Origin of the sequence: Lentibacter sp. (genome assembly GCF_965657785.1) — a bacterium.
Lineage (GTDB): Bacteria > Pseudomonadota > Alphaproteobacteria > Rhodobacterales > Rhodobacteraceae > Lentibacter.
On sequence record NZ_CBFHPP010000016.1, the window covers coordinates 36,252 to 48,964 of the forward strand.

The window sequence follows — 12,713 nt, forward strand, 5'->3', positions numbered from 1 at the left end:
GCTTTCAGCTTTTACATTCTCAGCAGTTGTCCTATGACAAACAGCAAGAATAATACCTCTGCCTTGCAAGGATTGCTGCCATGACCGAGCCCGCCATCACCCCAGACCTGATCAAAGCGCACGGGCTTTCGCCTGACGAATACGAGCGCATCCTTGAGATCATTGGCCGCGAGCCGACCTTTACAGAGCTTGGCATCTTTTCGGCCATGTGGAATGAGCACTGCTCTTACAAATCCTCCAAGAAATGGCTGCGCACCCTGCCCACCACAGGCCCCCAAGTCATTTGCGGCCCGGGCGAAAACGCAGGTGTCGTCGATATCGGCGACGGTCAGGCCGTGATCTTCAAAATGGAAAGCCACAACCACCCGAGCTATATCGAGCCTTACCAAGGCGCAGCCACAGGCGTCGGCGGCATCCTGCGCGATGTCTTCACAATGGGCGCGCGCCCCATTGCCGCGATGAACTCGCTCAGCTTTGGCGAAAAAGACCACCCCAAGACGCGCCAGCTCGTGCACGGTGTGGTCGAAGGTATCGGCGGCTACGGCAATTGTTTCGGCGTGCCCACCGTCGGCGGGGAAGTGCGCTTTGATCCCGCCTACAACGGTAACTGCCTCGTCAACGCTTTTGCCGCAGGCCTCGCAGATGCCGACAAGATATTTTACTCTGCCGCCTCTGGTGTCGGGATGCCCGTTGTTTATCTCGGGGCCAAAACGGGCCGCGACGGCGTCGGCGGAGCCACAATGGCCTCAGCCGAGTTTGATGAGACGATTGAGGAAAAGCGCCCCACCGTTCAGGTCGGTGATCCCTTTACAGAAAAGCGCCTGATGGAGGCCACGCTCGAGCTGATGGCCACAGGCGCTGTGATCTCCATTCAAGACATGGGCGCCGCAGGTCTGACCTGTTCGGCCGTCGAAATGGGCGACAAAGGCGGCCTTGGCGTGCGCCTCCAGCTCGATGACGTGCCCCAACGCGAAAAAAATATGACCGCCTATGAGATGATGCTCTCGGAATCCCAAGAACGTATGTTGATGGTGCTCAACCCCGCACTCGAAGCCGAGGCGCGCGCCGTCTTTGTCAAATGGGACCTTGATTTCGCCATCGTCGGCGAGACCATCGCCGAAGACCGTTTTATCATCATGCATGGCAACGAGCTGAAAGCCGATCTGCCGCTGGCCACGCTGTCAGGCTCCGCCCCCGAATATGACCGCCCTTGGGTCGCCACCCCTGCGGCCACCCCGCTTGACAACAATGATGTGCCACAGGTCGATCCTGTGGATGGCCTCAAGGCCCTCCTCGCCTCGCCAAACTATGCTGGCAAGCAGTGGATCTATGAGCAATACGACACAATGGTTATGGCCGACACGGTCCGCACACCGGGCTTTGGCGCTGGGGTTGTCCGCGTTCACGGAACGGAAAAACTGCTGGCCTTCACCTCGGATGTGACGCCGCGCTACGTCATGGCAAACCCCGTTGAAGGCGGCAAACAAGCCGTCGCCGAAGCCTATCGCAACCTCACAGCCGCAGGCGCAAAACCCCTTGCCAGCACCGACAACCTCAACTTCGGCAACCCCGAGAAGCCAGAGATCATGGGCCAGTTCGTCGGCGCAATTCAGGGCATTGGCGAGGCCGTTCTCGCTCTGGATATGCCCATCGTGTCAGGCAATGTCAGCCTTTATAATGAAACCGATGGCGCAGGCATCTTGCCAACTCCGACAATCGCAGCTGTCGGCTTGATCGCCCATGAAGACAAGGCAATTTTGGGCCAGGCCCGCGAAGGTCATGTTGCGCTTCTGATCGGTGACACCGAAGGCCACCTTGGCCAGTCGGCCTTGCTGGCCGAAGTCTTCAACCGTGTCGAAGGCGACGCACCAGCCGTCGATCTGGCCGCCGAAAAACGCAACGGCGATTTCATTCGCGATCATTACGAGTGGATCACAGCCTGCCTTGATCTTTCCGACGGTGGCCTCGCCATGGCCGCGTTTGAAATGGCCGAGGCCTCCGATGTGGGCGTACAAATCGACAGCGAAAACACCCAAGAGCTGTTTGGCGAAGATCAGGCGCGCTACCTTGTGGCCTGCAACTTTGACCAAGCCGAAGCCCTGATGGGTGCGGCCATGCGGGCAGGCGTTCCGATCACAGCGGTGGGCAAATTCACAGGCTCCGATGTCACCTTCGGTGCCAGCACAGCCCCCCTCACCGAGCTTCGCAGCCTCTACCGCAGCAGCTTTGCAGAAACCTTCGCTTGAGCCGCTTGCGAAAAAGCAACATGACGCTTACATCTTTTTGAAGCGATCCAAGGAGAGAGACATATGGCAATCTTTGCTGACGAACTCGAAACCATCCTGCGCGCCGCCTTTCCAGAGGCCGAGATCACAGTCTCAGGCAGCGACGGCGTGCATATGTCCGCCATGATCATTGACGAAAGCTTCCGCGGCAAAAACCGCGTTCAACAACAGCGCGCCGTCTACGCCGCCCTCAAAGGCAAAATGGACGGTCCCAATGGCGAGCTTCACGCGCTTGCCCTCACAACAAAAGCCCCCGAATAAGCGAGACCCCCATGACCGACGCAAAAACCCAAATTGATCAAACCGTCAAAGCCAACGATGTGGTGCTCTATATGAAAGGCACCAAAGAAATGCCGCAATGCGGCTTCTCCTCCCGTGTCGCTGGCGTGCTCAACTTCATGGGCGTTGACTATCAAGACGTCAACGTGCTGGCCGATGAAGCCATCCGCCAAGGCGTCAAAGACTATTCCGACTGGCCGACCGTGCCACAGCTCTACGTCAAAGGCGAGTTCGTCGGCGGCTGTGACATCATCACCGAGATGACCCTCTCGGGCGAGTTGGATACGCTCTTCACAGACAATGGCATCGCCTTCAATCAGGATGCGGCAGACAAAATCCGCGAAGCCAACGCCTAGGCTTTTTCTTTCTAAAAATATCCCGGGGAGTTTGAGGGGCAGCGCCCCTCACTCAAAAATACTGTACGCGGCCCCTGGGCCGCGTTCTATTGGGTCAGATCACTTCTGTGCGCTGCTGGCCCAGCCCGTCAATCTCAAGCTCCATGACATCGCCTGCCCGCAAGAACCGCTGTGGCGTCATGCCCATGCCCACACCCTCAGGCGTTCCCGTCGCAATCACATCCCCGGGCACAAGCGCCATAAATTCGCTCATGTGGGAAATGATTTCAGCCACCGAGAAAATCATATCCGAGGTGAAATTATCCTGCACCCGTGCACCGTTCAGGCTCAAGCGCAGCCCAAGCGCCTGCGGATCAGGGACCTCATCGGCTGTGACAAGATACGGCCCGACAGGCCCGAACCCCGGCGCAGACTTGCCCTTGGTCCACTGCCCGCCGCGCTCGATCTGATAGGCGCGTTCGCTCAGATCATTGATCACACAGTAACCCGCCACATAGCTCAACGCCTCTTCCACGCTGACATTCTGCGCCCGTTTGCCAATCACGACCCCGAGCTCGACCTCCCAGTCGCTTTTTTCAGACCCTCTCGGCAAGCTCAAATCATCATTCGGCCCCGCAAGGCAGGAGGCTGATTTGTTAAACACAATCGGCTCCTTCGGCGGCTCCATGCCAGCCTCCGCCGCGTGTTGCGCATAATTGAGCCCAATCGCATAAAACGTCTCAACCCGCGCAAGCGCCGCCCCGATCCGTGGCTCCCCCGAAGCAATAGGCAAAGCCGTCAGATCAAGGCTTTTAAGCGCCTCAAGCGCCTCAAGCGTCACACCTGCGCCCTCAAAATCAGCCGCAACACCTGACAAATCACGGATCACACCCGCAGCATCCAGACAAGCAGGCTTTTCTTGGCCTAAAGGCCCCACACGCAAAAGTTTCATATCACCAATCTCCCTTTTGAGGCCAGCTTAGCCACCCGCGCCGCCAAGGCAACGGCTCATTTCTGGCGCGCCTCCCGTTTGCAGCGCTCCGAGCAATAGCGCACCTCATCCCAGACCTTTTCCCACTTCTTGCGCCAGTCAAAGGGCCGCCCGCAGCAGGCGCATATTTTCTGGGGCAAGTCCCCCTTGCGGCGCATCTTCATGGCGTGTCCACCCCAAAAGAAAAGCTCATCTGAGATGTCTGAGCAGCCCTCTTTGCGCGCCCCCGCGCAGGCTTGCGCGAGGCGTGCCTCACCAAAAGCCGCTGCGCCTCCTCGCGAAACGCCGGCCCCTTGCGCACCGCCCAGACAGCGTCACGCGCCGCCTTTGCCGCCGCAGAAGGCTCTACAAGAGGCTCGGGATAAGCCCGTCCCAAAATCTGGCCTGCATTTGGCGCGCGCCACGGCTCCTGTAGATACTCATCCGCAATATCCACAAGCTCGGGCAGCCATCGGCGGGTAAATGCGCCCGTCGGGTCTTGGTCATATCCCTGCTTCACAGGGTTATAAATCCGCACCGTGTTCATACCTGTTGTGCCCGATTGCATCTGCACCTGACTCCAGTGAATCCCCGGCTCATAATCTGTAAAAAGCCGCGCCAAAACGGCTCCGCTCTCCTGCCAAGGCAGCCAGAGATGATAGCTCGCCACAGCCTGCAGCATCGCCCGCATCCGAAAGTTAAGCCACCCCGTCGCCCGCAAACTGCGCAAACAGGCGTCCACAAACGGCAGCCCCGTTTCGCCCTCCGAAAATGCCCCCAAGCGGGTCGCATCTGCCGTTTTGGGGCGCAAGCCATCATAGGCGCGGTGCAGGTTTTCATATTCGAGCCTCGGCGCGTCTTCGAGCTTCTGAATAAAATGGCAATGCCAGTGCAGCCGCCCCGAGAAGGCCTTGAGCGCGCCGTTAAAGCGTCTGTCGGCGCGCGGCGTCACAGCCAGCTCTGCGCGCCGCCGCTCGTTGGCCTGATGCACCTCCCGCATCGAAAGCGCGCCCCAAGCCAGATAGGGCGAGAGCCGCGAGCAATGCCGCGCGCCGGCCAGTGGCGAGGACATGGCTTTGCGATAGGGCGGCGCACGCTCGCTCAAAAAGCTCTGCAGCGTCTCAAGCCCCGCTTTGCGCCCCCCCTTCTGGCGCCCGTCGCACCGCTCAGGCGCAAGCCCGATATCTTCAGCGCGCGGAATAGCGCCAAGCTCAAGCCCCTCCAGAGGCCGAAGCCGTGGCGCAGCCGTAAGTTTCTCGTTCATAAAGCTGTCCCAAGAGCTGGCCCAGCCATTGCGCGAGGCCATCGCCCTCGTCACACCGTGGTTCTTTATCTCATAAAACGGCATCCCCGCCGCGCGGCACCAGCCCGCGACGCGCTTGTCGCGCGCATAGGTCCAGCCATTGCCCGTTTCCTCATGGGCCCAAAGCGAAAACCCGCCATGCTCTGTTCTAAGCGCCTGCAGCACAGCACAAATATCGCCCTGTCGAAGAACAAGCCCCTGCCCGAGCGTGGCAAGCTCCGCCCGCAGCCCGTGAAGCGTTTCTGCAATAAAATCCCACTGGCGCGCCGACATATCCCGCTCGGCCCAAAGCTCTGGCTCCACCACATAGAGCGGCAGAACAGGCCCGCGTTCAGCGGCACGCGCCAAAGCGCGGTTGTCAAAGACGCGTAGGTCGCGCTTAAACCAAACAACTTGCAGATCCTGCGCCCTCATAGCGTCTCGATCTGCGCCAATGTTTCTGCTGCGCTCTCCAGATAGTCTTGCTGCTTTTCAGCGCCCATCCGCCCCCATGTGGCATACATCTGCCCCAGCCGCGGATTGCCTCTCAGCTTGGCTTCATTGCGCACCAGAAAGTCCCAATAGAGCGCATTAAATGGGCAGGCCCCCGCGCCCGTCTTCTGGCTCACGCTGTATTTACAGCCCGCGCAATAATCGGACATCTTGTTGATGTAATTGCCACTTGAGGCATAGGGCTTTGAGCCTAAAAAGCCTCCATCGGCAAACTGGCTCATCCCGATCACATTGGGCGCTTCCACCCATTCATAAGCATCCGCATAAACCGCCAGATACCATTCATGGACCTGTTTCGGATCAATCCCCGCCAACATGGCAAAATTCCCCGTCACCATCAGTCGCTGGATATGATGCGCATAGGCCTGTTGCCGCGTCTGGCCGATTGCGGCGGCCATGCAGGCCATGCCTGTTTCTCCCGTCCAATAAAACTGTGGCAAATCACGCTCGGCACCCAGAAAGTTCTGATCGGTGTAGCCCTCAGGCTTAAGCCAGTAGATCCCGCGCATATACTCGCGCCAGCCAATAATCTGGCGGATAAACCCTTCCACCGCATTCAGCGGCGCATGGCCTTCATAATAAGCACGCTCAACACGGCGGCAGACTTCAAGCGGCCCCAGCAAGCCGATATTGATATATTGCGCCAAAAGAGAATGATAAAGAAACGGCTCTCCCGTCAGCATCGCGTCCTGATAGTCGCCAAAGCGCGGCAAGGCCGCACTCGCAAACTGCTCAAGTGCTTCAAGCGCATCCTCGCGCGTCACGGCAAACCAGAAGCCGTCAACGATGCCAAAATGATCGCCGCGCTCCCGCTCAACCATCTCGATCACCTCTTGAGTGATAGCGTCTGGGGTCACATGAAAAGGCTGCGGCATAAACAAATCCGCTTTTGCGGCCTTGCGGTTGTCCGCATCAAAGTTCCACTGCCCGCCCTCGGGCTGATCGCCTTGCATCAATAACCCCGTCTTGCGCCGCATTTCCCGATAGAAATATTCCATCCGAAGCTGCTTGCGCCCCTCGGCCCAGAGCTTGAACTCCTGATGGGAGGCCAAAAAGCGGTCATCCGCGCGCACCTCAAGCGGAACAGGCCAGCTCGGGCTGGCAGCCGCAAAAGCATCCCTAAGCCGAACCTCTCCTGCTTCGGTCATCACCACGCGCCCAAAACGGCCACTGCTCAGAAGGTCCGCAACGGCCTCGGGCAAGCTGCTACAGGTATCTGGTGTGTCGAGCTTCCGATACTCGACCGTCCAGCCCGCGCGGCGCAGCCTCTCGGCAAAATGCCGCATGGCCGAGAAGACAAAGACGAGCTTCTTTTTGTGATGCCAGACATACCCCGCCTCCTCATGCACCTCCGCCATGAGCACGACAGAGCGCTCTTTGGATTGAGCTTGTAGCGATGAGAGGTCCTCACTGAGCTGATCGCCCAAAATGACGATCAGATCGCTGTCGTGGCTGTGTTCGCTGTCATGCATTTTGTATCCCGCGCTGCCCTATAGGAAGCCATACACTCTGCCACACCCTTCAGATCAAAGAATCACAGCCGTTCAACGCTCAAATCACCGCCCATAAAAAAAGCGTGGCCTGCTTTCGCAAACCACGCCTGAGGCCAGTCTGGCCATCCAATAGCTTGTGGGGTTTACCCTTCGCGCTCGGCCTTTTTACGGGCAAGCTTGCGCTGGCGACGAATAGCTTCTGCCTTCGTGCGCGCCTTTTTTTCCGAGGGTTTCTCGAAATGTTCTTTCAATCTCATCTCACGAAACACGCCTTCGCGCTGGAGCTTCTTCTTAAGGGCACGAAGCGCCTGATCGACATTGTTGTCGCGTACACTGACCTGCATTTTATTTCCGATATGATATTACAAAGGTTGAAGGCACATTGCAGAAAAGCTCAGTCAAATCAATTCCTATATGCGATTTTCCCCCAATTAATTGCAATCCCACGAAGGAAGGCAGCATGGCACCGAACTCTCTCTCGTTTCAGAGGCAGCCAGTGCGGGCTTGAGCGAAACTCTGCGCGACATTTGTCAGCTGATTGGGTGGGCTCCCTAACGCGGTTCACCTGCCCGCAGCATTGTGATTGGGGATCGACTAGAGAGCAAAGGCCATGCCCTATTTTTGACCGTAAACCTCAGGCTCCAGCATTTCCCGCCTTCACTGAGAGGGATGCCCAAACGAAAGCGAGCCATATGACGTTGAGTTACAAACCTCATTAAACGTCATCGTAGAGCCAATAAGATCAATTCAACTTTATCCCTTCCTCTCGTCTTCCTAAACCACCTCTTCATGCCGCGGCACACCGCGCAGCTGAGGCTCCTGAAGGCCCAAATCGCAATCTTTCGGGCACGTATCCCAACCCAACGGATCATCCTAGCGCCTGATGAGATTTTTTACTCATTCGCATCGGGGAAGATTGCGGATATGATGTCGACGGGCTGATGGAAGTAACCAAGCCTGCCACCGACGAGCGCTGGCCCGCCAGATGCGCGGCGGAAGCCCCTTTTTGGCCGTCTTGCGGCCACGCCTGACGCAAGAACTGCGGGACGTTGTCACTCGCATTAGATCTGAGAACCTCCTCTGCGCCTAAAAGCGGATCGCTGGCGCGCTGAAAAAGCTAGAGCTTCCTATCGTGACCTGCTTTCTCACTGGCCAAACGGCGGAGCAACAGACATCGGTTCTTGGGGGCTGCCCAGATATCGGCGTATCGCAGGGTGGATGGCGGGGGAGTCCATTGGAAAGCTACCGCTGCTTTGCAGCAGTTCTTTGGCTGAAACGTAGCCTCTCATTCGTTTCCAGACGACGCGGGAGGCATGGGGCGTACGACGTGGATGTGACGTAAGGAAAAACGACATACCGAAAATCAAACCCTGCCGATACCGGTGTGGCGGAACAAGCGTGGTCATGGAAAGCGCGCCACCGTTTTTTGCTTCAAAATCGACGACGAACAGGCGTTCGCCGTAATGGGCGGCCTTGCCATCGCACCGCGTCCATTGCCGCCTTTTTTCACCTTCGTCCATCAGGACTTCGAGTGAGCGGGTAAAAACGACCCCGTTCTTTTCATGCAGGAACATCGTAGCCGATACGATCCTGCCCGGAAGTGCGGGCGAAGCATAATAGACCTGGTAGTTGCCGATAAATGTCCGCAGCGCCGCGATGTCTCCTGGAAAGGCGCTGGACAGAACGTCTTTTCGTCGCGTGTGTTTGGGTATTGATGATACCTGTGCGCGGGCAATGAATTGTTCGTGCGGCAGGTCCAGATCACGTTCCTCGACACCAAAATAGCCCGCAAGGCGGCGCAGGTTATGTGCTGCGGGCCGCGATACACCATTCACGTATTTGCTGAATTGCTGTTGGTTCATACCGATAGAACGGCACACGGATGCTGAAGTTCCTACATCGGCGCACAAGTGCCGCAGGTTTAAAGCAAGACTGCTCGTCGGTTTTGTCATCAGTATTGGTCGCTCGCATAAAATAGCATAAAGTCGCATAGCACAGCGCAGTATCTATGGAAAGATAAAACGGGTTGGCTTGTGTCATCTGATTCTGCCGATGTCACGTCGGCCAAACACTCCGCAGTCCGATTTTTCGGGCCAAATCAGCGGCACACCAGGGAGCTTCAAGCATGACCAAATCCGACTTCTTAGATCGCCTAAAGGTAAACTACGCCACTGGTGGACTGTCCCGCCGCGATTTTATCCGCGCATCGGCCGCGACGGGTATAGGGTTGGCGGGGGCCTTCAGCCTCGCCTCTCAAGTGCAAGCCCAGACCGCCGTCAAGGGCGGCTCATTGACCGCAGGCGTGGCGCATGGTGCGACAACTGACACGCTTGATCCCGGCTTGTTTGAGGCGGGTTTTATGATCCCTTTGGGCCTTGCAATTCATGGCTACCTTACGGACGTAGATGCCAACAGCGTCGTGCAACCGTCGGTGGCAGAAAACTGGGAAGCGACACCGGACGCCAAAACATGGACGTTCAAAATACGAAGCGGCATCACGTTCCATGACGGGCGCACTGTCACACCCGAAGATGTAATCGTATCGCTCAATCACCACCGCGGTGAAACGTCTACGTCTGCGGCCAAGCCATTGGTGTCTGCCGTAACAGAGATGCGCGCCGAAGGCGGCAACACTATCGTGATCGAACTGAGCGCGGGCAATGCAGATTTCCCAGCCGCTCTGGCCGACTATCACCTCGCGATCATGCCCGCCAAGGATGGTGCCGCGGACTGGCAGTCGGGCATCGGGTGTGGGGCTTACACGCTTGAAAACCTTGATCCGGGTGTTTCGGCAGAGCTGCGCCGCAATCCAAACCACTGGACGCAAGACGTGGGCCACGTCGAGGAATGGCGTCTCCTCTCGTTGATAGACACCAATGCGCGCACCACAGCTTTGCTTTCTGGTAATGTCGATGTGATTGACCGCCTTGATCCGCGCACCGTGAACCTGATGAAACGGGACCCCTCAATCGGTGTTCATTCGGTTGCGGGAAACCAGCATTATTCCTTCCCGATGCGCACCGACATGGCGCCTTACGACGACAATAACGTCCGCCAAGCCCTTAAATACGCCATCGACCGCGAGGCGTTGGTGGAGCGGGTTCTGTCTGGCTTCGGCTCCGTTGGAAACGACCATCCGATTGGGGCTGGTCAGCAGTTTTTCAACGCAGATCTTGAACAGAAAACCTATGACCCTGACCGCGCTCGTGGCATTCTGAGTGATGCGGGAATCAGCGATCTGAAAGTTCAGCTTTCGGTCTCGGATGCAGCCTTTGCAGGCGCGGTGGATGCGGGGGTGCTGATCCGCGAAGCAGCTGCGGGTGCGGGCATCGACGTCGAGGTTGTGCGCGAGCCTAACGATGGCTACTGGTCCAATGTCTGGCGCAACAAAGGCTGGTGTGCAAGCTACTGGGCAGGCCGTCCGGTCGAGGATTTGATGTTCTCGCTGGCGTTCAAATCTGGTGTGGACTGGAACGAATCCTTCTGGTCGAACGACCGCTTCGACGCCCTGCTGGTAGAGGCGCGCGCCGAACTTAATCAAGACAAGCGGCGCGAGATGTATTTTGAGATGCAGGACCTTGTCGCTAACAAAGGTGGCGTGGCGATCCCGATGTTTGCGTCCTACATCTTTGCGACTGCTGCTACGGTTGGCCACCCCGAAACATTTGGCAGGAACCTCGACATGGATAGCTCGAAGTTTATGGAACGCTGGTGGCGCGCTTAAGCTGAACAGGCAGCCTGCAAAGTGTAATCTTTCAGGCTGCCCTGCCATTCTACAATAAAGGGGCGGCACCTATGCATATGTTCATGGCGACCCTGTCGACCGAGACAAACACATTTTCGCCAGTGCCAACGGTATACTCGGATTTTCAGGCCTATTTTTTGCGACATGGCACGGCCACGCAAGAACCTGCCAACCTCATGACCGAAGCCCTGCACCTGTGGCGCGCGCGCGCAGAAGCGCTGGACTGGCAGGTCACCGAAAGTCTTACCGCGATTGCAGAGCCTGCGGGCCTCACCACACACGCAGCCTACGCGGAGCTGACAGGCGAAATCCTGAACGATCTGCGCGCTGCCGGCCAGCCAGATGTCATATTGCTGCAACTTCATGGGGCGATGATTGCAGAGGGTGAAGACGATTGCGAAGGCGATCTCGTTTCGAAAATCCGCACGTTATGCCCCGATGCGGTGATCGGGGTCTCCCTTGATCTGCACTGCCATTTACGAGACCGCTTGCTTGAGGCCGCGGACCTTGTGATCACGTTCAGAGAATATCCGCATGACGACGCGACACCGCGCGCGCAAGAGCTGTTTAATCTGGCGCACCGCGTTCTGAAGGGTGAGATCAAACCCGTTATGGCAATGTTTGACTGCCGTATGGTGTCCTTGTTCCTGACCAAAACTGCCCAGATGCGCGCAATTATTGCCGATATAAATTCAATACAGGCTACGCCAGGCATTCTATCGGTTTCCTTGGCGCATGGCTTTCCATGGGCAGACATGCCAGATACGGGCGCGCGAATGCTTGTCATCGCGGACGGCGACCCTGCGCTGGCCCAACGCACGGCAAGAGATATTGGGCAACGTTTTTTTGAAGCGCGTAACGGTTTGCTTCCCGACTATCCAAACCTCGACGACGCGCTGAATCAGGTCGAGCAGGCCCCGAGCGGACCCGTCGTTCTGGCTGATATGTCCGACAACTCAGGCGCTGGTGCACCTGGAGATGCGACATACGTTCTCCATTCAATCCTGAACCGTGGCATGGCAAATGTCGCGTCTGGCCTCTCTTGGGACAGTGAAGCGGTCCAGACCTGCGTGCGGGCTGGCGCAGGGGCCACGGTCACGTTGAACCTTGGCGGCAAGGCCGAGCCGGCCTCGGGTCAACCGGCTGAAGTGACTGGAACGATATGTGCTATCAAAACCGGTTTGGGTCAGCACCTTGGAACAGGGCTTGAGCCTTTGGGAACGGTGGTTTGGCATAGGTTGCAGGGCGAGGTCGATTTGTTGATCAACGACCTGCGCATCCAAGTCTATCACCCCGAAGTATTCGAGCAGATGGGCATCGCGCTTGCGGCCAAACACCTTGTTGTTGTGAAATCGCTCTTTCACTTTTTCAGCCCGTTTGCCGCAATTGCCAAACAGGTGATTTTCTGCGCTACGCCCGGTCGCGTCAATCCAGACACCAGACGCATTGACTACACTCGCCGTGACTTGAATTTCTGGCCTAGGGTGGATGATCCATTCGCATCATCGGATGAATCTTCTGCTTGCAAAGAAGGGTAACCATTTAATATGCATCCTGTCATCCGCACCATTTTACAGCGCCTCGGCCTTGGGATCGTGACGCTGTTGATCGTCTCGCTCGTGATCTTCATCTCGGTGCAATTCTTGCCCAGTGATTTTGCGCAGGCGGTCTTGGGTCAGGGGGCCACTGTCTGACGTCAGCACCATTGGGACAGATTTGAAGATTTGAATAACGGAGGATTTCTGGTTCATCTTATCGATTAGGAGATCGAGATGACGAAGAAGCCACAGACATCGAAAGACGCCGCCGAG

Annotated in this window: 11 protein-coding genes and 1 pseudogene; 6 read left to right on the forward strand and 6 right to left on the reverse strand. The window is 57.4% G+C overall.

Features of this window, described 5'->3' with window-relative positions:
- The first annotated feature begins 80 nt into the window (after window positions 1–80).
- From purL to grxD, 3 genes are all read left to right on the forward strand, one after another.
- Window positions 81–2,246 (forward strand): phosphoribosylformylglycinamidine synthase subunit PurL, encoded by a 2,166-nt coding sequence (purL, locus tag ACTF58_RS10145; RefSeq protein ID WP_438991859.1) that lies wholly within the window; start codon window positions 81–83, stop codon window positions 2,244–2,246.
- A 63-nt stretch (window positions 2,247–2,309) separates the two neighbouring features.
- On the forward strand, window positions 2,310–2,546 hold the full coding sequence (locus tag ACTF58_RS10150) for a BolA/IbaG family iron-sulfur metabolism protein (protein WP_438991860.1): 237 nt from the start codon (window positions 2,310–2,312) through the stop codon (window positions 2,544–2,546).
- Window positions 2,547–2,557: 11 nt separating this feature from the next.
- Window positions 2,558–2,920 (forward strand): Grx4 family monothiol glutaredoxin, encoded by a 363-nt coding sequence (gene grxD / locus ACTF58_RS10155; RefSeq protein ID WP_438991861.1) that lies wholly within the window; start codon window positions 2,558–2,560, stop codon window positions 2,918–2,920.
- Window positions 2,921–3,014: 94 nt separating this feature from the next.
- On the opposite strand, the gene ACTF58_RS10160 is transcribed toward grxD, so the two are convergent.
- From ACTF58_RS10160 to ACTF58_RS10185, 6 genes are all read right to left on the reverse strand, one after another.
- Window positions 3,015–3,851 carry a fumarylacetoacetate hydrolase family protein gene (locus ACTF58_RS10160; protein WP_438991862.1) on the reverse strand — a complete coding sequence of 279 codons (837 nt, stop codon included), beginning with the start codon at window positions 3,849–3,851 and terminating at the stop codon, window positions 3,015–3,017.
- 56 nt (window positions 3,852–3,907) lie between these two features.
- Window positions 3,908–4,054 (reverse strand): DUF2256 domain-containing protein, encoded by a 147-nt coding sequence (locus tag ACTF58_RS10165; RefSeq protein WP_438991863.1) that lies wholly within the window; start codon window positions 4,052–4,054, stop codon window positions 3,908–3,910.
- Window positions 4,051–5,586 carry an FAD-binding domain-containing protein gene (locus tag ACTF58_RS10170; protein ID WP_438991864.1) on the reverse strand — a complete coding sequence of 512 codons (1,536 nt, stop codon included), beginning with the start codon at window positions 5,584–5,586 and terminating at the stop codon, window positions 4,051–4,053. Before ACTF58_RS10170 ends, ACTF58_RS10165 begins: the two co-directional genes overlap by 4 nt.
- Complete coding sequence (locus tag ACTF58_RS10175) at window positions 5,583–7,136, reverse strand: cryptochrome/photolyase family protein (RefSeq protein ID WP_438991865.1); 1,554 nt, start codon at window positions 7,134–7,136, stop codon at window positions 5,583–5,585. Before ACTF58_RS10175 ends, ACTF58_RS10170 begins: the two co-directional genes overlap by 4 nt.
- Window positions 7,137–7,300: 164 nt before the next feature.
- The gene (gene rpsU, locus ACTF58_RS10180; protein WP_298803082.1) at window positions 7,301–7,501 is read right to left on the reverse strand and encodes a 30S ribosomal protein S21; all 201 of its coding nucleotides are present in this window, start codon (window positions 7,499–7,501) and stop codon (window positions 7,301–7,303) included.
- 801 nt (window positions 7,502–8,302) lie between these two features.
- The gene (locus tag ACTF58_RS10185; RefSeq protein ID WP_438991866.1) at window positions 8,303–9,109 is read right to left on the reverse strand and encodes a helix-turn-helix domain-containing protein; all 807 of its coding nucleotides are present in this window, start codon (window positions 9,107–9,109) and stop codon (window positions 8,303–8,305) included.
- A 173-nt stretch (window positions 9,110–9,282) separates the two neighbouring features.
- Here ACTF58_RS10185 and ACTF58_RS10190 point away from each other — a divergent pair, with 173 nt between their 5' ends.
- The 3 genes and pseudogenes from ACTF58_RS10190 to ACTF58_RS10200 form a co-directional block, all read left to right on the forward strand.
- Entirely contained in the window at window positions 9,283–10,881 is a 1,599-nt protein-coding gene (locus tag ACTF58_RS10190; RefSeq protein WP_438991867.1) for an ABC transporter substrate-binding protein, read from the forward strand.
- 71 nt (window positions 10,882–10,952) lie between these two features.
- Window positions 10,953–12,440 (forward strand): M81 family metallopeptidase, encoded by a 1,488-nt coding sequence (locus ACTF58_RS10195; protein WP_438991868.1) that lies wholly within the window; start codon window positions 10,953–10,955, stop codon window positions 12,438–12,440.
- A 9-nt stretch (window positions 12,441–12,449) separates the two neighbouring features.
- Window positions 12,450–12,590: pseudogene (locus ACTF58_RS10200) on the forward strand (ABC transporter permease); the annotation flags it as partial.
- Window positions 12,591–12,713 lie beyond the last annotated feature (123 nt).